This window comes from Mesorhizobium sp. M1C.F.Ca.ET.210.01.1.1, assembly GCF_004791585.1.
In the GTDB taxonomy this organism is placed as follows: Bacteria; Pseudomonadota; Alphaproteobacteria; order Rhizobiales; family Rhizobiaceae; genus Mesorhizobium.
Genome location: NZ_SRUU01000003.1, coordinates 127,450 through 146,639 on the forward strand (window position 1 = coordinate 127,450; position 19,190 = coordinate 146,639).

The 19,190-nt window shown below is 62.8% G+C and carries 22 protein-coding genes; 17 read left to right on the forward strand and 5 right to left on the reverse strand.

Annotated features, from left to right (window positions below):
• Positions 1-38 precede the first annotated feature (38 nt).
• Positions 39-890, forward strand: coding sequence for a 3-mercaptopyruvate sulfurtransferase (gene sseA, locus EN853_RS04600; protein WP_127858190.1), 852 nt, complete (start codon positions 39-41; stop codon positions 888-890).
• A 5-nt stretch (positions 891-895) separates the two neighbouring features.
• Complete coding sequence (locus EN853_RS04605) at positions 896-1,459, forward strand: GNAT family N-acetyltransferase (protein ID WP_127858189.1); 564 nt, start codon at positions 896-898, stop codon at positions 1,457-1,459.
• Between the two features lie 60 nt (positions 1,460-1,519).
• Here EN853_RS04605 and EN853_RS04610 read toward each other — a convergent pair whose 3' ends face one another.
• Positions 1,520-1,930 carry a GFA family protein gene (locus EN853_RS04610; RefSeq protein WP_127858188.1) on the reverse strand — a complete coding sequence of 137 codons (411 nt, stop codon included), beginning with the start codon at positions 1,928-1,930 and terminating at the stop codon, positions 1,520-1,522.
• A 225-nt stretch (positions 1,931-2,155) separates the two neighbouring features.
• On the opposite strand from EN853_RS04610, the gene EN853_RS04615 reads away from it, so the two are divergent.
• Positions 2,156-2,668: a DUF1203 domain-containing protein gene (locus EN853_RS04615; protein WP_127858187.1), complete on the forward strand. Its 513-nt coding sequence runs from the start codon at positions 2,156-2,158 to the stop codon at positions 2,666-2,668.
• A gap of 434 nt (positions 2,669-3,102) precedes the next feature.
• Here EN853_RS04615 and ald read toward each other — a convergent pair whose 3' ends face one another.
• On the reverse strand, positions 3,103-4,218 hold the full coding sequence (ald, locus tag EN853_RS04620) for an alanine dehydrogenase (protein WP_127858186.1): 1,116 nt from the start codon (positions 4,216-4,218) through the stop codon (positions 3,103-3,105).
• Between the two features lie 211 nt (positions 4,219-4,429).
• Here ald and EN853_RS04625 point away from each other — a divergent pair, with 211 nt between their 5' ends.
• The gene (locus EN853_RS04625) at positions 4,430-4,903 is read left to right on the forward strand and encodes an Lrp/AsnC family transcriptional regulator (protein WP_127858185.1); all 474 of its coding nucleotides are present in this window, start codon (positions 4,430-4,432) and stop codon (positions 4,901-4,903) included.
• Positions 4,904-5,450: 547 nt separating this feature from the next.
• On the opposite strand, the gene EN853_RS04630 is transcribed toward EN853_RS04625, so the two are convergent.
• Positions 5,451-6,101, reverse strand: a complete 651-nt coding sequence (locus tag EN853_RS04630; RefSeq protein WP_127858184.1) for a 5-formyltetrahydrofolate cyclo-ligase — start codon at positions 6,099-6,101, stop codon at positions 5,451-5,453.
• A 174-nt stretch (positions 6,102-6,275) separates the two neighbouring features.
• Between EN853_RS04630 and EN853_RS04635 the strand changes: the two genes are divergently transcribed.
• Together EN853_RS04635 and EN853_RS04640 are read left to right on the forward strand one after the other, a co-directional pair.
• The gene (locus EN853_RS04635; protein ID WP_127858183.1) at positions 6,276-7,541 is read left to right on the forward strand and encodes an NAD(P)/FAD-dependent oxidoreductase; all 1,266 of its coding nucleotides are present in this window, start codon (positions 6,276-6,278) and stop codon (positions 7,539-7,541) included.
• A 140-nt stretch (positions 7,542-7,681) separates the two neighbouring features.
• Positions 7,682-9,655: a bifunctional 2',3'-cyclic-nucleotide 2'-phosphodiesterase/3'-nucleotidase gene (locus EN853_RS04640; RefSeq protein WP_127858182.1), complete on the forward strand. Its 1,974-nt coding sequence runs from the start codon at positions 7,682-7,684 to the stop codon at positions 9,653-9,655.
• Between the two features lie 73 nt (positions 9,656-9,728).
• On the opposite strand, the gene EN853_RS04645 is transcribed toward EN853_RS04640, so the two are convergent.
• The gene (locus EN853_RS04645; RefSeq protein ID WP_127858181.1) at positions 9,729-10,166 is read right to left on the reverse strand and encodes a VOC family protein; all 438 of its coding nucleotides are present in this window, start codon (positions 10,164-10,166) and stop codon (positions 9,729-9,731) included.
• 148 nt (positions 10,167-10,314) lie between these two features.
• Between EN853_RS04645 and EN853_RS35075 the strand changes: the two genes are divergently transcribed.
• From EN853_RS35075 to kdsA, 4 genes are all read left to right on the forward strand, one after another.
• Positions 10,315-10,449, forward strand: coding sequence for a hypothetical protein (locus EN853_RS35075; protein WP_281061481.1), 135 nt, complete (start codon positions 10,315-10,317; stop codon positions 10,447-10,449).
• Between the two features lie 104 nt (positions 10,450-10,553).
• The gene (locus EN853_RS04650; protein ID WP_127858180.1) at positions 10,554-10,844 is read left to right on the forward strand and encodes a Dabb family protein; all 291 of its coding nucleotides are present in this window, start codon (positions 10,554-10,556) and stop codon (positions 10,842-10,844) included.
• A gap of 70 nt (positions 10,845-10,914) precedes the next feature.
• A complete protein-coding gene (locus EN853_RS04655; protein WP_127858179.1) occupies positions 10,915-11,790 on the forward strand; it encodes a VOC family protein in 876 nt (291 codons plus the stop codon).
• Positions 11,787-12,629 carry a 3-deoxy-8-phosphooctulonate synthase gene (gene kdsA / locus EN853_RS04660; protein WP_127858178.1) on the forward strand — a complete coding sequence of 281 codons (843 nt, stop codon included), beginning with the start codon at positions 11,787-11,789 and terminating at the stop codon, positions 12,627-12,629. Before EN853_RS04655 ends, kdsA begins: the two co-directional genes overlap by 4 nt.
• 317 nt (positions 12,630-12,946) lie before the next feature.
• Here kdsA and EN853_RS04665 read toward each other — a convergent pair whose 3' ends face one another.
• Positions 12,947-13,327 (reverse strand): hypothetical protein, encoded by a 381-nt coding sequence (locus EN853_RS04665; RefSeq protein WP_127858177.1) that lies wholly within the window; start codon positions 13,325-13,327, stop codon positions 12,947-12,949.
• Between the two features lie 143 nt (positions 13,328-13,470).
• Between EN853_RS04665 and EN853_RS04670 the strand changes: the two genes are divergently transcribed.
• From EN853_RS04670 to EN853_RS04700, 7 genes are all read left to right on the forward strand, one after another.
• The gene (locus EN853_RS04670; protein ID WP_127858176.1) at positions 13,471-13,674 is read left to right on the forward strand and encodes a dodecin family protein; all 204 of its coding nucleotides are present in this window, start codon (positions 13,471-13,473) and stop codon (positions 13,672-13,674) included.
• A gap of 85 nt (positions 13,675-13,759) precedes the next feature.
• The gene (locus EN853_RS04675; protein WP_127858175.1) at positions 13,760-14,125 is read left to right on the forward strand and encodes a PRC-barrel domain-containing protein; all 366 of its coding nucleotides are present in this window, start codon (positions 13,760-13,762) and stop codon (positions 14,123-14,125) included.
• 381 nt (positions 14,126-14,506) lie between these two features.
• Entirely contained in the window at positions 14,507-15,781 is a 1,275-nt protein-coding gene (gene eno / locus EN853_RS04680; protein WP_127858174.1) for a phosphopyruvate hydratase, read from the forward strand.
• Between the two features lie 159 nt (positions 15,782-15,940).
• On the forward strand, positions 15,941-16,264 hold the full coding sequence (locus tag EN853_RS04685; protein ID WP_127858173.1) for a septum formation initiator family protein: 324 nt from the start codon (positions 15,941-15,943) through the stop codon (positions 16,262-16,264).
• A 176-nt stretch (positions 16,265-16,440) separates the two neighbouring features.
• The gene (gene pdhA, locus EN853_RS04690) at positions 16,441-17,478 is read left to right on the forward strand and encodes a pyruvate dehydrogenase (acetyl-transferring) E1 component subunit alpha (RefSeq protein WP_127858172.1); all 1,038 of its coding nucleotides are present in this window, start codon (positions 16,441-16,443) and stop codon (positions 17,476-17,478) included.
• A gap of 15 nt (positions 17,479-17,493) precedes the next feature.
• On the forward strand, positions 17,494-18,888 hold the full coding sequence (locus tag EN853_RS04695) for a pyruvate dehydrogenase complex E1 component subunit beta (protein ID WP_127858171.1): 1,395 nt from the start codon (positions 17,494-17,496) through the stop codon (positions 18,886-18,888).
• A gap of 12 nt (positions 18,889-18,900) precedes the next feature.
• Positions 18,901-19,188, forward strand: coding sequence for a hypothetical protein (locus EN853_RS04700; protein ID WP_127858170.1), 288 nt, complete (start codon positions 18,901-18,903; stop codon positions 19,186-19,188).
• Positions 19,189-19,190 lie beyond the last annotated feature (2 nt).

The window sequence follows — 19,190 nt, forward strand, 5'->3', positions numbered from 1 at the left end:
ACGGGCGAGCATCGCGAGAAGCGGCAGGAGCAGGAAATATGGCTGAGGACAGCCCTTTCATCGTCGACGCGGAGTGGCTCGAGAAGCGGTTGGGCACACCCGGGGTCACCATCATCGACGCTTCTTGGTACCTGCCGGCGCAGAAGCGCGACGCACGCGCCGAATATGACGCCGCCCATATTCCGGGCGCCCTTTTCCTTGATCAGGACGCCGTCTCGGACCCTGATTCCAAGCTGCCGCATACTTTGGCGTCGCCCCAGTATTTCGCGCAATATGTCGGCTCCATGGGCGTCTCTGCCGACGACACGATCGTCGTCTATGATGGGCCGGGCTTCTTCTCGGCGCCGCGCGCCTGGTGGATGTTCCGCGTCATGGGCGTGTTCCAGGTCTATATCCTGAACGGCGGCTTCGACCGCTGGAAGGCGGAAGGCCGGCCGGTGACGGCGGAGCGGACCAGGATAGCGCCTTGCGTCTTTTATGCCGATTTCGACGCGAGCCGGGTCGTCAGCCTCGACGAGATGCGCCGGATTGTCGGAAGCGGGGAAAGCCAGATCGCCGATGCGCGTTCGCCCGGGCGTTTTGCCGGAACCGATCCGGAACCGCGTCCCGGCGTCCGTTCCGGCCATATGCCCGGCGCTCGCAACGTTCCGATTGCTGCCCTTGCCGAGAACGGCGAGCTGCTGTCCAGGGACGGCTTGCGCAAGGTGATCGAGGATGCCGGCATCGATCTTTCCAAGCGGGTCGTCACCTCGTGCGGGTCGGGTATCACCGCAGCGGCGATCACGCTGGCGCTGGAGACTCTTGGCCACTCCGACAACAGGCTGTACGACGGCTCATGGACCGAATGGGGCGGGCTCTCCGACACGCCCGTGGTGACGGGCAAGGAATGACGGCGATGGAAAACGGTGCGCCGAAGGATATCGAGGTCACGGTCACATTCCTCGAAATGCATGCGCCGCCGGCGGCGTCGCCGCCGGTTCCCTATAACCGCCAGATCGCGCTCTTGAAGACCAGGGACATCCCGCTGCATTTCTACCGCTACCTGATGGACCGGGTGGGGCGGAAATGGCACTGGGTCAATGTGCTGCGGCTGAGCGATGAAGAACTGGCCGCTGGCCTGCACCGCGAGGATCGCGACATCAGGGTGCTTTACCTGGACGGTTCTCCAGCCGGCTTCTTCGACCTCAAGCCGCATCTGCCGGACGAAGTGGAACTCGCCTATTTCGGCATGATGGAGCACGCGCACGGCCAGGGCATCGGGCGCTGGTTCCTGGGTGCTGCGATTTCGGCTGCCTGGGCGCACGGGCCGAAGCGCGTCACGGTCCAGACCTGCACGCTCGACCATCCGGCGGCGCTGCCGCTTTATCAGAAGCTCGGCTTTGCGCCTGTGGCGCAGAAGAAGGAGGTCGTCCATCCGCTGACCTTCGCCGAGCGCTCGGCAAGTGTGATGCGGCCGTAGTCAGGGGCGGAGCGCCGGACAATAGGAACAAACCGATCGGCCGGTCGCGCCGATGCCGGCCTACGCCACCGGCGGCGGCTGGCCCTCGAACGTCGGCAGCGAGGTGTCGATGCAGGCCCAGGCGGGCGCCATGGTCGTCCAGATCGTCGCTGCCGGCCTGATCATGTTCGGATCGTCCAGCGTGCCGGCGCGCACGAAGATCAAATGCGGGCGCGACTCCGCTTCGCTAAAGAGATGCACGCCACAGGCTGGACAGAAGCGCCGGTGCATCCTGTTGCCGCTATCGGCAACGCTCTCATAATCGCGCGTCTCGCCGGCGATCCTGATGTGCGTCGTCAGGAAGCAGACGCTCACCGCGGCGTTGCCGGCCGCGATATACTGGCAGAAGCGGCACCAGCACATACGCGCGGTGATCGGCTCCGCGCGGCTCTCGTAGCGGACTGCGCCACACAGGCATCCCCCAGTGATCATGCTCGGATCATCGCCAGACCTCGGGCCCCCCGCGCCCACCGTGTTCAGGATCATCATGGCTCGGAGCGCCGTGTCTGGCGAGTCCGATAGCTCCAGTGTGTGATTTCGGGTTCGAAATATTTCGACATTGCGCTCCGAGCGATGCGCGGCCGCTTGGCAGGAATCGGGTGGGACCACTTCGGTCTCGAGCATAACTTCCGGCCGAAGGACATCGGAGATTTTGCCATGGGCATCCTGTTCAAAGCCTTGCCGACCGAAGCCGTGCGTGCCTTGCAGCGGGGAGGGCCCGACGCCTATGGCCACACGCCGGAGCGAAGGACTTCCGACGGCGACGGTGTGCCGTGCCGGCATTGCATGAAGAACGTTGCGGAAGGCGATGGCTATCTGATCCTCGCATACCGCCCGTTCCCGGAGCTTCAGCCCTATGCCGAGACCGGGCCGATTTTCCTGCATGCGCAGGAATGCGAGCGCGCCGCGGAGGCGGACGCACTGCCCGAGATGCTCGAAAGCACTGACTACATCGTGCGCGGTTACGGCAAGGACGATCGCATCGTCTACGGCAGCGGCGCCGTCATTGCGACCGGCGATATCGCGGCCCGCGCCGAGACTTTGTTCGAGCGCGACGACATCGCCTACATCCATGTCCGCTCGGCGCGCAACAATTGCTACCAGTGCCGCATCGAGCGGGCGTCAGGGAAAAAAGATGCCCGCCGATGGTCTGGCGGGCAGTTGGGGTAAAAGCCTGCGACAGAAGCCATTGGCGAAATCGCCAAGCAGGCCGGTCGTGTCTAGGCATTTTTACCGGACGTCGAATGTGAAACACTTCACATAACGCATGTTGGCGGCAGCAAGCATCGGCGAAGCCGCGCGAGCGCTGTCGTACTCCCGTCGCATAACAACGCTAAAAGGGTAGCGTTGATCGACTGCCGACCGCGGATGGACCGGCGGCATGTCACAACATCGAGGAAGCGGGGCCTTGGCTCCGCTTTTTTGTTGCCCGGATTTCTCTCGAAAAAAAGCCCGCCGGAAGGAACCGGCGGGCGCGACAGGAGGAAGCTCTTGTTAGTGTTAAAGCATGTCTCCCGAAAGTGGGAACTGGTTTCGGGACAAAGACATGCGTAAAATCAAGAACCTAAAGCGCATGGAGCGAATCTGAAAGATCGCGACGCACTTTAGGCCGCAAGCACCGCCTTCGGCTCGACCATTTCGTAGCCGAGCGCTTCGGCGACGGCGCGGTTGGTGATCTTGCCCTTGTGGACGTTGAGGCCGTTGCGCAGGTGGTGGTCGTCGACCAGCGCCTTCAAGCCCTTGTCGGCAAGCTGCAGGCCATAGTGCAGCGTCGCGTTGTTGAGCGCATGCGCCGAGGTGACCGGCACCGCGCCCGGCATGTTGGCGACGCAGTAATGGATCACGCCGTCGACCTCATAGGTCGGCTCGGCATGGGTCGTGGCGTGCGAGGTCTCGAAGCAGCCGCCCTGGTCGATGGCGACGTCGACCAGCACCGAGCCCTTCTTCATGCCGGAGAGCATTTCGCGGGTGACGAGCTTGGGCGCGGCTGCGCCCGGGATCAGCACGGCGCCGATGACGACGTCGGCCGAGAAGCACTCTTCTTCCAGTGCCTCGACCGTCGAGTAGCGGGTGTGTACGCGGCCGCCGAAAATATCGTCGAGCTGGCGCAGGCGCGGGATCGAGCGGTCGATGATGGTGACGTCGGCGCCGAGGCCGACGGCCATCTTGGCCGCATGCAGGCCGACGACGCCGCCGCCGAGCACCGTGACCTTGCCCGGCAGCACGCCCGGCACGCCGCCGAGCAGCACGCCACGACCGCCATTGGCCTTCTGCAGCGCCGTCGCGCCGGCCTGGATCGACAGGCGGCCGGCGACTTCCGACATCGGCGCGAGCAGCGGCAGGCCGCCGCGATCGTCGGTGACCGTCTCATAGGCGACAGCGGTGACGCCGGAAGCGAGCAGGCCCTTGGTCTGCTCCGGATCGGGAGCGAGGTGGAGATAGGTGTAGAGGATCTGGCCGTCGCGGAGTTGGACCCATTCGTTGGGCTGCGGCTCCTTGACCTTGACGATCATGTCCGACTTGGCGAACACGTCGGCGGCCGTCTTGGCGATGGTGGCGCCGGCGGCGCGATAGGCGTTGTCATCGGCGCCGATGCCGGCGCCTGCGCCGGTCTCCACCAGCACTTCGTGGCCGTGCGCGACATATTCGCGGACCGAGCCGGGCGTCAGCCCGACGCGGTATTCATGGTTCTTGATTTCCTTGGGGCAGCCGACGCGCATTTTCTTCTCCTGTCCGGCCCTTGAAAGGGCGCTCTCCCTGTCATTTCGTGCATGCAGCCGGCACCAAAACGCCGCGCGATCTCGGGCGACATGCAATAGACGCAGTCAACCACGAATCGTTCCGTATGTGTTTGCGAATGCACTTGCGGCAGGTGGTCTTCTTCGATAATCGTTGCGCAAATTGCCGTCATCTTCGCAGGAATCACGAAAAATGCCGCTCGACAGGATTGATATCGCCATTCTGGAGACATTGCAGAAGGATGGTCGGATGCCTAATGCGGCGCTGGCCGAGAAGGTTGGACTGTCGCAATCGGCCTGCTCGCGGCGGCTCGACAATCTGGAGAAATCCGGAACCATCCGCGGCTATCACGCGCGGCTGTCGAATGCGGCGCTTGGCCACCAGATGACGGCGATCGTGCATATATCGCTATCGGGACAATTCGAGAAGACGCTGTCGGATTTCGAGGCGGCGATCAAACGCTGCCCGAACGTGCTGTCCTGTCACCTGATGTCGGGTGAATACGACTACATCCTGCGCATCGCGGCGAAGGACCTTGTCGATTATGAGCGCATCCATAAGGAATGGCTGTCGGCCATGCCACATGTGACGAAGATCAATTCGTCCTTTGCCTTGCGTGAGATTGTCGATCGCACGGCGGTCGGGTTAAGGCCCGAGATGGCCTAACGCCAAAGGCACACCCGGACGTCCTTCCCCACATAGCATGCGCCCTCGCGCCGGAGTTCTCCCCAATCTCCTGGTTCACCGTGAGTGGCGCGAATATCCGAGTTCCCATAGCCTGCCCAAAAATCACCGTCCTTGTATACCACTGCCCAGTAATCTTTGGAGATTTCACCAGCTCCACTGTTCGTATCATGATAGTCGATACCTGCGAAAACTTGTCGAGGCCCCTGGATATTGAAATCGCCGCCCTTCTCGATTTGATAGGAGCATCTTCCGGATATGCGAGTCTGCCCGTTAACAATGAGCAGGCAGCGGCCCCATTTATAGCCGCTCGGCAAACGATGCTGTGGTTGCGCATGCGACGGCGAAAAGGAAAACGCTATTGCAAGGGCAGCCGCTGTAGTTCGCCTGATCATCTGTCATCCGTTGTGAAGCAGCCAATCTCGGAGCGGCCGGACACTGTTGAATCCGCCCAGAGCGCATGTCGAACAGTCCTGCACAGCCTGGTCCTTGAAGATCATATTACTTGTCGACCAAGTCGGACAGGCTCTTAAACTTCGGTGACGATCCGATCCATCGGGATATCGTGCGGCTGCGGGTAGATGGTCGGGATGCGCTGCAACTCGTAGCCGACCCCGATCACCAGCGGCCTGAACGGCATCGCGGCCAGCGTGCGGTCGTAGAAGCCGCCGCCATAGCCCAGCCGGTAATTGCCGGGGCCGATGCCGACCATCGGCGAGATGACGATGTCCGGCAGCACCGGATCGCCTTCGGCCGGGATCGGGATGTTCCAGACGCCTTTTTCCAGACGGTCGCCGGGCGCATAGGCGCGAAACACCAGCGGCTGGCCCATCTGGATGACGACGGGCAGAGCCGTGCGGCCGCCTCGCGCATTGATCGAAGTCATCCAGCCGCGCAAGTCCGGCTCACCACGGAACGGCCAGTAGAGGCTGACCATGCGGCCGGAAACGTCGCCGATCAGCATGTCTAGGCCATCGGCAATGCGCGCAGACATGGCCACGCGCGCGTCGGCGGAAACCGCAAGCCGGGCGCCGATCAACCGTTCGCGCTCTGCCTTGCGCCAGCGCCTGACATCGGTCCAGTCGGTGAGCGGCGTCTGATAAGCCGGGTCGAGCTCGTGCATGAAACAAGGCGGCGAGGCGTATTGGGCCGGGCCTTCGTCGTCGCGGTTGTCAGTCATGCTTGGCTCCCATCGTTCCGGTCCCACGCTATACACGGCACTAGGGGCCGGCATGCGCGTTCACGACACCGGGCGACGACTCCCAGGCAATGGCCCCGAACAAGGCAACGTTGTTGCAGTGCACAAAACCGCCTACATCTAGGCAGTTGGGTTGGTTTGGCGAGGTGACTGAAAATGGACGAAGCCAAGCATCATGTCGTGGTCGTCGGCGCGGGATTCGGCGGCCTGGAACTCACCCGGGCGCTGGCCGGAGCACCGGTGCGCATCACCATGATCGACAAGCGCAATCACCACCTGTTCCAGCCTCTGCTCTACCAGGTGGCGACCACGTCGCTGGCGACTTCGGAGATCGCCTGGCCGATCCGGCACCTCTTGCGCAAGCGCAAGGACGTGACGACGCTTCTTGGCAATGTGGCCGGCGTCGACCGCCAGGCCAAGCGCGTGCTGCTCAATGATGGCAGCGCGGTTCCTTACGACACGCTGGTGCTCGCTACCGGCGCGCGGCACGCCTATTTCGGCCACGACGAATGGGAGCCTTTCGCGCCTGGGCTTAAGACGCTGGAAGATGCCACCACGATCCGGCGCCGCATCCTGCTCGCGTTCGAAGAGGCCGAGCGCGAGACCGATCCCGACAGGCGCCAGGCATTGCTGACGCTGGTCATTGTCGGCGGCGGGCCGACCGGGGTCGAACTCGCGGGCACGATCGCCGAGCTTGCGCATGACACGCTGCGCGGCGAGTTCCGCAACATCGACACGCGGCAGGCGCGCGTGGTGCTGATCGAGGCCGGCGACCGGATCCTCGCCAATTTTGCGCCGGAACTCTCGGCCTATGCGCAGAAAGCGCTGGAGCGGCTTGGCGTGACGGTCGAGCTCGGCCGCGCCGTCACTGCCCTGGATGCCGAGGGCGTCGTCTTTGGCGGTACGCCTCTGCCGGCAAGGACGATCCTCTGGGCAGCTGGCGTCGCCGCTTCGCCGGCAGCGGAATGGCTGGGCGCGAGAGCCGACCGGGCGGGCAGGGTGCTGGTCGAGCCCGATCTCACGGTGCCGGGCAGTCCCGAGATCTTCGTCATCGGCGATGCCGCGCTTCTGTTGCGCCCGGATGGAAAGCCGGTGCCGGGCGTCGCCCCCGCCGCCAAGCAGCAGGGCAAGCATGTCGCCGCGACCATCAAGGCGCGTCTCGCCGGCGACACGGCGCCGCGTCCGTTCCGTTACCGGCATGACGGCGATCTCGCAACGATCGGCAAACGCGCGGCTGCGATCGATTTCGGCTGGATCAAGCTCACCGGCTGGCTCGCCTGGTGGCTGTGGGGCATCGCTCACATCTATTTCCTGATCGATTTCCGCAACCGGCTGGCGGTCTCGCTTAGCTGGCTATGGATATATTTCACCGGCCAGCGCAGCGCCCGGCTGATCACCCAGGGAGACGACGACAAGGGCTGATTGCTCGCCGCGCCTGCTTCATCGACGCGTCACCTTGTCGTGATCAACAGGCTTTCGACAGACGTGGACTCAAAATGCCTTCAGCGCCATGCTCCGCGTCCGGGGCAGGGGTTGTCACGTTGTCGAAGAAGAGGAAAGCAATGTCACAACCGCTCGTCACTCGCCGCTCGTTGCTGGCCGGAGCCGCCGCCACCGGAGCGCTGATCATGCTGCATCCGTTCTCAGCCCGCGCTCAGGCCAACCAGGCGCATCTGAGGATCATGGAAACCACCGACATCCATGTGAATCTGCTGCCCTATGATTATTACGCCGACAAAGCGAACGACACGATGGGCCTGTCGCGCACGGCCTCGCTGATCGACGCGGTGCGCAAGGAAGCCAGCAATGCGATGCTGATCGACAATGGCGATCTGCTGCAGGGCAACCCGATGGGCGACTACATCGCCTATGAGAAGGGCATGAAGGACGGCGATCTGCATCCGATCATGAAAGGCATGAACCTGCTCGGCTACGAATGCTCGACGCTCGGTAACCACGAGTTCAACTACGGCCTGTCCTTCCTGGATAAGGTGCTGGCCGGCGCCAATTTCCCCTTCGTCTGCGCCAACCTCATCCGCGGCACCACGCTTGCCGCCAACCCGTGCGACGACAAGCTCTACCTCAAGCCCTATGTCATCCTCGACAAGAAGATCAAGGACGGCTCGGGCGCCGAACAGCCGATCAGGATCGGCGTCATCGGCTTCGTGCCGCCGCAGATCATGGTCTGGGATCTGAAGAACCTCGAAGGCAACGTCCAGACGCGCGACATCGTCGAGGCTGCCAAGGCCTGGGTGCCGCAGATCAGGGAGGAGGGCGCCGACATCGTCATTGCGCTCTCGCATTCCGGCATCGACATCAAGCAGGGCGACAAGATGGAGAATGCCTCCTTCTTTGTCGCCGGCGTCGAGGGCATCGACGCGGTCTTCACCGGCCACCAGCATCTCGTCTTCCCCGGCAAGAAGGATTTCCAGGCGCTCGACGGCGTCGATGCCGAGAAGGGCACGCTGCAGGGCAAGCCGGCGGTGATGGGCGGTTTCTGGGGCTCGCATATGGGCCTGATCGATCTTCTGCTGGAGCGCGACGGCAAGAAATGGCGCGTCGTCTCGGCGACGTCCGAGGCGCGGCCGATCTACGAGCGCGTCGACAACAAGAACAAGGCGACGGTAGGCGACGACAAGCGCATCATCGCGGCGCTCGAGCAGGACCATCAGGCCACGCTTGCCTATGTGCGCCGCCCTGTCGGCAAGACTTCCGCGCCGCTCTATTCCTATTTCGCGCTGGTCGCGGACGATCCGTCGGTGCAGATCGTCAACCAGGCGCAGAGTTGGTACCTGAAAGACATATTGAAGAACACGCAGTGGAAGGACGTGCCGCTGCTTTCTGCCGCCGCGCCCTTCAAGGCGGGCGGGCGCAACGGCGCCGACTACTATACCGACGTTCCGGTGGGCGACATCGCGATCAAGAACGTCGCCGACCTCTACCTCTATCCGAACACGGTGCGGGCGGTCGAAATCACTGGCGCGCAAGTCAAGGAATGGCTGGAGATGTCGGCCGGCATCTTTAACCGGATCGATCCCGGCAAGGCGGACCAGCCGCTGATCAACACCGATTTTCCGTCATACAATTTCGACGTCATCGACGGCGTCACCTACCGGATCGACCTGTCGCAGCCGGCCAGATACGATTCCAAGGGCGGCGTCGCCAATGCCGACTCCAGTCGCATAATTGACCTGAAGTTCGACGGCAAACCGATTGATCCGGCAGCGAAATTCGTTGTCGCCACCAACAACTACCGCGCCGGCGGCGGCGGCAACTTCCCCGACATAAACGCATCGAAGATCATCTATGAGGCGCCGGACACCAACCGCGACGTGATCGTGCGCTATGTCATCAGCGAGGGCACGATCAACCCGTCGGCGGACGGCAACTGGTCGTTCGTGCCGTTGCTTGGTACCAGCGTCGTCTTCGAGACCGGACCGAGGGCGAAGGACTTCATCGATCAGGTGAAGTCGCTGAAAATCGAGCCTGCGGGAGAGGGCGAGGCGGGATTTGCCAAATACCGCATCACGCTTTGAAGTCGCGGCAGGACCCTTGTGAGACGCGCCCGCTAAACACTGGCCGCGCTTCGCCATTGTCTTCGGATTGCGCTCAACTGAGTTCTTGGGCGAGTCCGATGAGATGCCCTTCAGGCCCGCGGATATAGCAGAGCCGATACGCGTCTTTGTACTGGACCACTTCGCCGACGAGCTGAGCCCCGCGCTTGCGGAGCCTTTGAAGCGTCTCGTCGATGTCGTCCACGGTAAACATGACGCGCAGGTAGCCTAGAGCGTTCACCGGGGCGTTGCGGTGATCCGCGACGACAGGCGGTGTGAGGAAGCGGGACAGCTCGAGCCGGCCGTGGCCGTCCGGCGTGCGCATCATGGCAATCTCGACGTGCTGATCACCCAGTCCAGTGACGCGTCCGGCCCATTCGCCTTCGATCGTTGCCCGCCCTTCGAGCTCAAGGCCGAGCTCGCGAAAGAACTCAATCGTCCCTCCGAGGTCATCGACGACGATTCCTACGTTGTCCATTCGTTTGAGCGCCATGTGTCCAATCCTCAAGTCTGGTCCAACAACCGGCCGAATTCGCATCGAACCGCCGGCAAGGCAACCTGAAAGCACAAAAAGCCGTGACCTCGGTCAATTGCCGGGAAGGCTCTCTGGTTCCGGCCTGCGACATGCGTTAGCGTTAGCCATGCGTTATGTGATTGTCATCGTCGCCATCACCTTCTTCATGATCTGGGACGGCCTCTACAACCAGGGCCGCTACCTCGACGCGACCGTCAGGGAGATGTCGCGTATCGTGCGCTACGTCACCGGCGCGGCCTGAGCCTCGACGCTGCCGCCCCGGCGGCAGGCCGCGACATCGTTGCCGGTTGACGCGACGGCCTCGCTCCCACAAAACGCGCTGATCCGTCGATCAAGGAGGCTGGTTTGATCCGGCACATCGTTTTCTTCAGCGTGCGGCGCAAGGAGGATGTGGAGCCTGTGCGGTCGGGCCTGCAGGAACTTGGCAAGATCCCGCATTCGCAACATTTCGAGGTGACGCTCAACACCAAGGTCGATCTGTTCTCCAACGCGATCGACGTGGTCGTCTATGCCGAGTTCGAGGACGAAGCTGCGCTCGCCGCCTACAAGGCGCATCCGATCTATGCGGAGACGACCAGCAAAGTGAAGCCGTTGCGCGAGCTGCGCTATTCGGCGGACGTCGTGGCCGCTGCCTGAGCCGAAGGCAATTCGCTTCGCCTACGCCAGACCTTGAACCGGTTTCCGGAATGAGGCACACCGCGCCTGCATGATCAAGACTTCGACCCACCCGCTCGACCATCTGGTTTTGCCTACGCTGAGCCTCGAGGTCGCAAGGCAGCGCCTCTCGGCGCTCGGCTTTGTCGTCGCGCCGACCGGTATCCATCCTTTCGGGACCGAGAACGCTTGCGTCTTTTTTGCCGACGGAACTTATCTGGAGCCGCTGGCCGTCGGCGATGAAAAGACAGCTCGCCAGGCGATAGGCGAAGGCAACGTCTTCGTCGCGCGCGACCGCCTTTTCCGCAACAGGCTTGGCGACGAGGGTTTTTCCGCCGTTGTTTTCGGCACCCCCGATGCCGGTGCCGACCATGCGCGCTATGTCGAAGCCGGGCTGTCGGCCGGGGACATGCTGAGCTTTTCGCGCGCCTTCACCGACGCCGCGGGCAAAAGCGACACGGCATCGTTCAAACTGGCATTCGTGGCCGATAGAAAAGCAACGGACGCATTCCTGTTCGCCTGCCAGCGCATCAACGCGCCGGAGATCGACCGCACGGCCCTGCAGGCGCATGCCAATGGGGTGACCGGCGTCGTCGAGGTCGTCGCGGTCAGCGACAGCCCTTCGAGCCAGGCCGGCCTTGTGTCGACCGCTGCCGGCCGGGACACGAACGAAGGTGACAAGGTTGAGCTGCCCAACGCGACCCTGACCGTCCTGACGCCTGGCTCATTCGCCTCCCGCTTCGGCGTTTCGGCAAGAGGTCCTTCGGACTTGCGTTTTGCAGCCATCGTTTTTTCGACCCGCAGCACAGCCGGCGCCGCGCATCTGCTTGCAGCCAACGCAATCGAACACAACATGAGCGGCAGCGATATCGTTGTGCCGTCGGCGCCCGGTCAGGGCGCGGCCTTCATCTTTCGGGAGATCCCATGAGCGAACCCCTGGCGCCCAATGCATCCGTAACTGTCGGCAAGGTTGTCTTTGCGAACGATGCGCCGCTGTCGCTGATTGCCGGGCCCTGCCAGCTTGAATCGCGCCAGCACGCCTTCGACATGGCCGGCGCCCTGAAGGAACTGACCACCAGGTTGGGCATAGGGCTCGTCTACAAGACCAGCTATGACAAGGCCAACCGCACGTCGCTCGGCGGCGCACGCGGCGCCGGCCTCGAGGCGGCGATGCCGATTTTCGACGACCTGCGCAAGGCGTTCGGCCTCCCGATGCTGACCGATGTCCACACCGAGGAGCAATGCGCGCTTGTCGCGCCGCATGTCGATGTGCTGCAGATACCGGCCTTCCTCAGCCGGCAGACGGACCTGCTGATTGCCGCGGCGCGGACCGGCAAGGTGGTGAACGTCAAGAAGGGCCAGTTCCTCGCGCCTTGGGACATGAAGAACGTCATCGCAAAGGTCACCGGGTCCGGCAATGCCAACGTGCTGGTCACCGAGCGCGGCGCCTCCTTCGGCTACAACACCCTGGTGTCGGACATGCGCGCGCTGCCGATCATGGCCGAGATGGGAGCGCCGGTGATCTTCGATGCCACGCATTCAGTGCAGCAGCCCGGCGGGCAGGGCGGCTCGACCGGCGGCGATCGCCGCTTCGTCGAAACACTGGCGCGCGCGGCCGTGGCGGTCGGCGTTGCCGGCGTGTTCATCGAGACGCATCAGGACCCCGACAACGCGCCGTCAGACGGCCCCAATATGGTGCCGTTGAAGAACCTCCCTGCGTTGCTGGAAAGGCTGATGGCGTTCGACCGGATCGCCAAGGAGCGCTAGATCTCGCCCCCGTCATTCGCTACGGCCGGCACCATGCATGTCAATTGCGAAGGCGGCGTAGTAGTTCAGCCCCGGCATGGGAGCGGTGATGATCAGGATCCATCGCACATTGCCGTGCACCCGTTCGTATATCGGTGGCCCTTTGGAGGCTAGCGCATCGGGCGGTATCTGGAAGGCGAAGGGAACGCCTGTGCTCGACCGGACCGACGCGCATGGCACGATGACCGCTTCCTGCCACCTGAGTTCTTCCTTGTAGGTCGATCTTTGGCTCCCGCTGGTCACAATCGGTCCGCCGACCCGGTAGGTGCGGATGCACCTCAGTTGCACCGTGTAGTCGCCGTCCGGGGCCAGATCGCGGCTTGATCGCAGCGAACCTTCAAGCGCCTGCCGGCCATCGCGGGTCCGGCGACCAGAGTCGTCGCACCGAACTTGCGAACCCGCCACGTGTCGCGCACCGCTTTCAGCAGCGAGTAGAACCCGATCAGGATGAATACGGCTGGGACGAAGATCAGCGGATTGAATTCGCGATCGGTGACGTCGAAGTTGAGTGGAAGCTCGAAATACCAGACGATCAATATGCCGATCAGGCCCATGCCACCGGCAAAGAAGTATCCGCTGGATGCATTGGCGGCGTTGGCGTCGATCGTCGGCGCCGGCGCTGGTGCCGTGATCTGCCGCCGATTGCGCTTTCCGCCCATCCGCCAACTCCCTTGGCGCAACACTGCCATGCACTGAGGCTGGGTGACAATGGCGACAAGCCCGTGGCCCGCGCGGCTTGTGGTTGCAGTAAGCCGGGGGTACGCTCGCCCGGGCAACTGAGCGTCTTGGCAGGAGGAAGCCAATGTCTGTCGCCCGCGTCACCGAAATCACGGCGTCGTCCAAGAAAAGCTTTCAGGACGCGATCGAGAAGGGCATCTCACGCGCTGCAAAAACCCTCAGGAATGTCGAGGGCGCCTGGATCCAGGACCAGAAGATCGTCGTCGTGGACGGCAAGATTGCAGCCTATCGCGTCAACATGAAGGTGACCTTCATCCTCACCGATTAGGATCAGGTTTTCAGCGCGAAAAGTCTGGAACCTTCGCCCGCTCCTCTCATTGTCCCAACAGGCATTCAACAAGAGGAGCATTCTTATGACCACCCCGTCTGGCCACACCGAAGCCATCGCCGCCTCGCGCGTCATCGGCACATCGGTTTACAATACCGCAGGCGACAGCATTGGCAGCATCGAGGACGTCATGCTCGACAAGATGTCGAACGGCATCATGTTCGCAGTGATCGGCTTCGGAGGTTTCCTCGGCATGGGCGAGAAGTATCACGCGGTCCCGTGGGCGACCCTGGACTATGACGAGGATAGGGGCGGCTACGTCGTGCCTTTCACCAAGGAGCAGCTCAAGGCCGCCCCGGCCTATTCGATCGACGAGCTGACCGGCGCCGACGGCGAAGCGGCCCGCGATGCGTCCTTCAAGTATTATCACATAAAGCCCTACTGGCATTGACCAACCGGATCGGTTGGCTCGAATCGAAAAGGCCCCGGCAAGACCGGGGCCTTTGGCGTCTGCACTACTCCGCCGCGTGAAAAAGCTCCACCGAGCTTTGCTGAGGTTTCTGAGTGTCGCAGGATGTCAGAAACGCTGCCGCGATCAGGAACAAACTCACGATACCGCTCAACTGGGACATGGCGAAACTCCTCCTGTTTCGCCCCGCGCGGACACGACCATAGATCGGAACCGCGCCTGGCGCGCATGACTTATGATGACAGAAATTTGCGCTTCGTGACTCTTGCCGCCGGCAATAATTGCGGGCGGCCCGATTGCCTTTTGCGGTGCTTTGGCTAAGAGGGGCGCGACGCTTCAATCGATCAATCGGGGACATCGCAAATGACCGCCATCATCGACATTGTCGGGCGTGAAATCCTGGACAGCCGTGGAAATCCGACCGTCGAGGTCGACGTGGTGCTGGAAGACGGCTCGATGGGCCGTGCCGCGGTGCCGTCTGGCGCCTCGACCGGCGCGCATGAAGCGGTGGAGCTGCGCGACGGCGGGCCGCGCTATCTCGGCAAGGGCGTCCAGCGCGCCGTCGAAGCGGTGAATGGCGAACTGTTCGAGGCGATCGGCGGCATGGAAGCCGAGAACCAGATCCATATCGACCAGACGATGATCGAGCTCGACGGCACGCCGAACAAGAGCCGCCTCGGCGCCAACGCCATTCTCGGCGTTTCGCTGGCGGTCGCCAAGGCCGCCGCTGACGCCGCCGGTCTGCCGCTCTACCGCTATGTCGGCGGCACAAAGGCGCACATCCTGCCGGTGCCGATGATGAACATCATCAATGGCGGCGCCCACGCCGACAATCCGATCGATTTTCAGGAATTCATGATCCTGCCGGTCGGCGCGCCGACGCTGCGCGACGGCGTGCGCTGGGGCTCGGAGATCTTCCACACGCTGCGCAAGAAGCTGAAGGACGCTGGCCACAACACCAATGTCGGCGACGAGGGCGGCTTCGCCCCCAACCTGAAGAGCGCGCCGTCGGCGCTCGATTTCATCATGGAGTCGATCGAGAAGGCGGGCTTCAAGCCGGGTGAGGACGTGGCGCTTGGCCTCGACTGCGCCGCGACCGAGTTCTTCAAGGACGGCAATTATGTCTATGAGGGCGAGAAGAAGACGCGCGATCCGAAGGCGCAGGCCAAATACCTTGCCAAGCTTGCTTCCGACTATCCGATCATCACCATCGAGGATGGCCTTGCCGAGGATGACTGGGAAGGCTGGAAGATCCTGACCGACCTGATCGGCAAGAAGACCCAGCTCGTCGGCGACGACCTGTTCGTCACCAACACGGCGCGGCTGCGCGACGGCATCCGCATGGGCGTCGCCAACTCGATCCTGGTCAAGGTCAATCAGATCGGCTCGCTGACCGAGACGCTCGATGCCGTCGAGACCGCGCACAAGGCCGGCTACACCGCCGTCATGTCGCACCGCTCGGGCGAGACCGAGGATTCGACCATCGCCGACCTCGCGGTGGCCACCAATTGCGGGCAGATCAAGACCGGCTCGCTGTCGCGCTCGGACCGCATGGCCAAGTACAACCAGCTCATCCGCATCGAGGAAGAGCTCGGCAAGCAGGCGCGCTACGCCGGCAAGTCGGTGATCAAAGGCTGATCAGGACAACCTGTCCTGGCTATTGAGAGAGGCGGGTCTTCCCCGCCTCTTTTTTGTTTCGGCAGGTTTCGTTCCGGCCGGCCGTAACCGTCCATTAAGCACAATTGGGCGAAAAGATTCGGACAGCCGCTAGCGTTCGCGGCCGCGAGGGTTCGGGTCATGTGGACACGTCAGCACAAGCAGAGAAACACCGGCAGGCTGATCATTCCGTCGCTCTGCGCGCTGTTCCTTGCCTATTTCGGCTTCCACGCCTATCATGGCGAGTTCGGCATCTACTCCAAGTACCGGCTGCAGGCCCAGGCGGCCGAGTTGCAGGCCCGGCTCGACGTCGTCAAGGCGCGCCGCGTCGACTTCGAACGCCGTGTCCAGCTCATGCATGAAGGCACGCTGGAAAAGGACATGCTTGACGAGCAGGCCCGAAAGGCGCTCAATCTCTCCCAACCTGACGAAATCACCATAATGCTGCCCGCCTCCGCGAAATAACCGAATTTCGGTTAATCGCCCTTATTTGCAATGATTCTAATCGCTTAGATGCATGCCAGCCATGCATTTTTCAGCATGGCGCAATGCATCCTTGCGTGTTAGCTTCCCTCAAATCGGTGGGGAGACGACCGCTCTCCCTGAAATGTCCGCGAAGAGACGCCAACAGGGAGTGATGCATGGCCACCGCCGCCAAAAAAGCGCCTGCCAGATCCAAATCCGACAAATTGCCAAACCTTTCCGCGCCGAAGCCGGCCGAATTCACCAAGGAAGAAGAGCTTTCCGCCTACCGGCACATGCTGCTCATCCGTCGATTCGAGGAGAAGGCCGGCCAGCTCTACGGCATGGGCTTCATCGGCGGCTTCTGCCACCTCTATATCGGCCAGGAGGCCGTGGTCACCGGCATGAAGATGGCGCTGATCGACGGCGACCAGATGATCACCGCCTATCGCGACCATGGCCATATGCTGGCGATGGACCTGTCGCCGCGCGGCGTCATGGCCGAACTGACGGGACGCCGCGGCGGCCTGTCCAAGGGCAAGGGCGGCTCCATGCACATGTTCTCCAAGGAGAAGCACTTCTATGGCGGCCACGGCATCGTCGGCGCGCAGGTATCGCTCGGCACCGGTCTCGCCTTCGCCAATCGCTATCGTGAGAACAAGAACGTCTCGCTGACCTATTTTGGCGATGGCGCGGCCAACCAGGGCCAGGTCTACGAGAGCTTCAACATGGCTTCGCTGTGGAAGCTGCCGGTGATCTACGTCATCGAGAACAACCGCTACGCCATGGGCACGTCGGTTTCCCGCTCTTCCGCCGAGACGGACTTCTCCAATCGCGGCGCTTCCTTCAAGATTCCCGGCATGCAAGTCGACGGCATGGACGTTCGCGCAGTGAAGTCGGCCGCCGATCTCGCCACCGAATGGTGCCGGGCCGGCAACGGCCCTCTGATCCTCGAGATGCAGACCTATCGCTATCGCGGCCACTCGATGTCCGACCCGGCGAAATACCGCTCCAAGGAGGAAGTGCAGAAGATGCGCTCCGAGCATGACCCGATCGAGCAGGTCAAAGCACGGCTGATGGAAAAGAAGTGGGCGAGCGAGGACGAGCTCAAGGCCGTCGACAAGGAGGTTCGCGACATCGTCGCCGACGCCGCCGAATTTGCCCAGAACGACGCCGAGCCGGATCCGTCCGAGCTCTGGACCGACATCGTACTCTAAGGAGAGGGCCAGGACATGCCGATCGAAATTCTCATGCCCGCGCTCTCGCCGACGATGGAAGAGGGCAATCTTTCCAAGTGGTTGAAGAACGAGGGCGACAAGATCGTCGCCGGTGACGTCATCGCCGAGATCGAAACCGACAAGGCGACGATGGAAGTCGAAGCCGTTGACGAAGGCACGCTCGCCAAGATCGTGGTTCCCGCCGGCACCGAGGGCGTCAAGGTCAACGCCGTGATCGCCGTACTTGCCGTGGATGGCGAAGACGTCGACAAGGCCGGCGAAGGCATCGGCGAAGAAGAGCCAGCCAAGCCTGAAGCGGCAGCGCCGGCACCGGCGCCCGCTGCCGCCAAGAGCGAGGCCGCGGCACCTGTCGCGGCTGCGCCGAAGACAGAAGTTGCCGCCGATCCCGATATCCCCGCCGGCACTGAAATGGTTTCGACCACGGTGCGCGAGGCGCTCCGTGACGCGATGGCGGAAGAAATGCGTCGCGACGGCGACGTCTTCGTTATGGGCGAGGAGGTTGCCGAATACCAAGGCGCCTACAAGATCACCCAAGGCTTGCTGCAGGAGTTCGGACCGCGCCGTGTCGTCGACACGCCGATCACCGAGCACGGCTTTGCCGGCGTCGGCGTCGGTGCGGCGATGGCCGGGCTGAAGCCGATCGTCGAGTTCATGACCTTCAACTTCGCCATGCAGGCGATCGACCAGATCATCAACTCGGCCGCCAAGACCCTCTATATGTCCGGCGGCCAGATGGGCGCGCCGATCGTGTTCCGTGGCCCGAACGGCGCAGCCGCCCGCGTCGCCGCGCAGCACTCGCAATGCTATGCCGCCTGGTACAGCCACATCCCCGGCCTGAAGGTGGTGATGCCGTATTCGGCGGCCGACGCCAAGGGCCTGCTCAAGGCCGCGATCCGCGATCCGAACCCGGTCATCTTCCTCGAGAACGAAATCCTCTACGGCCATTCGTTCGATGTGCCGAAGCTCGACGATTTCGTGCTGCCGATCGGCAAGGCCCGCATCCACAAGCAGGGCAAGGACGTCACCATCGTCTCCTTCGGCATCGGCATGACCTATGCCGTCAAGGCCGAGGCAGAGCTGCGCGGCATGGGCATCGATGCCGAGATCATCGATTTGAGAACCATCCGCCCGCTCGACTTCGACACCGTCATCGCCTCGGTGAAGAAGACCAACCGCCTGGTGGTGGTGGAAGAAGGCTTCCCGCAGAGCTCGGTCGGCGACCACATCGCCAGCCAGGTGTCGCAGCGCGCCTTCGACTTCCTCGATGCGCCGGTGATCACCATTGCCGGCAAGGACGTGCCGATGCCTTACGCGGCGAACCTCGAGAAGCTGGCCCTGCCCAATGTCGGCGAGGTCGTCGAAGCGGTCAAAGCCGTCACGTATCGATAAGGAACGACGCCGATGCCGTCCTTCTGGGTCTTGGCCGCGGTCATCGCCCCCACCGTCGGGATTGCTTTTCTGGTGCGCTCCATGACGGGCAAATTCGATGCGATCCTACTGATGCTCAGCGGTGTCGCTTCGCTCGTTTTCGCAACTGTCGCGACCGGCTCGGCCCAAGTCGACCAGACGAGCGGCATGATGAGCCTGGAAATGACTAAAAGCAGTTTCCACTTCGGCGTCCTGCCGCCGGTCTTCGTCGTCGCCACGCTGACGGTCATGCGCGGCCTGTTCAAATTCATTCAGGAGTGAGC

Coding starts and splice junctions, on each gene's coding strand:
- sseA (WP_127858190.1), top strand. CDS start 39: ATGGCTGAGGACAGCCCTTTCATCGTCGACGCGGAGTGGCTCGAGAAG.
- EN853_RS04605 (WP_127858189.1), top strand. CDS start 896: ATGGAAAACGGTGCGCCGAAGGATATCGAGGTCACGGTCACATTCCTC.
- EN853_RS04610 (WP_127858188.1), bottom strand. CDS start 1,930: ATGATCACTGGGGGATGCCTGTGTGGCGCAGTCCGCTACGAGAGCCGC.
- EN853_RS04615 (WP_127858187.1), top strand. CDS start 2,156: ATGGGCATCCTGTTCAAAGCCTTGCCGACCGAAGCCGTGCGTGCCTTG.
- ald (WP_127858186.1), bottom strand. CDS start 4,218: ATGCGCGTCGGCTGCCCCAAGGAAATCAAGAACCATGAATACCGCGTC.
- EN853_RS04625 (WP_127858185.1), top strand. CDS start 4,430: ATGCCGCTCGACAGGATTGATATCGCCATTCTGGAGACATTGCAGAAG.
- EN853_RS04630 (WP_127858184.1), bottom strand. CDS start 6,101: ATGACTGACAACCGCGACGACGAAGGCCCGGCCCAATACGCCTCGCCG.
- EN853_RS04635 (WP_127858183.1), top strand. CDS start 6,276: ATGGACGAAGCCAAGCATCATGTCGTGGTCGTCGGCGCGGGATTCGGC.
- EN853_RS04640 (WP_127858182.1), top strand. CDS start 7,682: ATGTCACAACCGCTCGTCACTCGCCGCTCGTTGCTGGCCGGAGCCGCC.
- EN853_RS04645 (WP_127858181.1), bottom strand. CDS start 10,166: ATGGCGCTCAAACGAATGGACAACGTAGGAATCGTCGTCGATGACCTC.
- EN853_RS35075 (WP_281061481.1), top strand. CDS start 10,315: ATGCGTTATGTGATTGTCATCGTCGCCATCACCTTCTTCATGATCTGG.
- EN853_RS04655 (WP_127858179.1), top strand. CDS start 10,915: ATGATCAAGACTTCGACCCACCCGCTCGACCATCTGGTTTTGCCTACG.
- kdsA (WP_127858178.1), top strand. CDS start 11,787: ATGAGCGAACCCCTGGCGCCCAATGCATCCGTAACTGTCGGCAAGGTT.
- EN853_RS04665 (WP_127858177.1), bottom strand. CDS start 13,327: ATGGGCGGAAAGCGCAATCGGCGGCAGATCACGGCACCAGCGCCGGCG.
- EN853_RS04670 (WP_127858176.1), top strand. CDS start 13,471: ATGTCTGTCGCCCGCGTCACCGAAATCACGGCGTCGTCCAAGAAAAGC.
- EN853_RS04675 (WP_127858175.1), top strand. CDS start 13,760: ATGACCACCCCGTCTGGCCACACCGAAGCCATCGCCGCCTCGCGCGTC.
- eno (WP_127858174.1), top strand. CDS start 14,507: ATGACCGCCATCATCGACATTGTCGGGCGTGAAATCCTGGACAGCCGT.
- EN853_RS04685 (WP_127858173.1), top strand. CDS start 15,941: ATGTGGACACGTCAGCACAAGCAGAGAAACACCGGCAGGCTGATCATT.
- pdhA (WP_127858172.1), top strand. CDS start 16,441: ATGGCCACCGCCGCCAAAAAAGCGCCTGCCAGATCCAAATCCGACAAA.
- EN853_RS04695 (WP_127858171.1), top strand. CDS start 17,494: ATGCCGATCGAAATTCTCATGCCCGCGCTCTCGCCGACGATGGAAGAG.
- EN853_RS04700 (WP_127858170.1), top strand. CDS start 18,901: ATGCCGTCCTTCTGGGTCTTGGCCGCGGTCATCGCCCCCACCGTCGGG.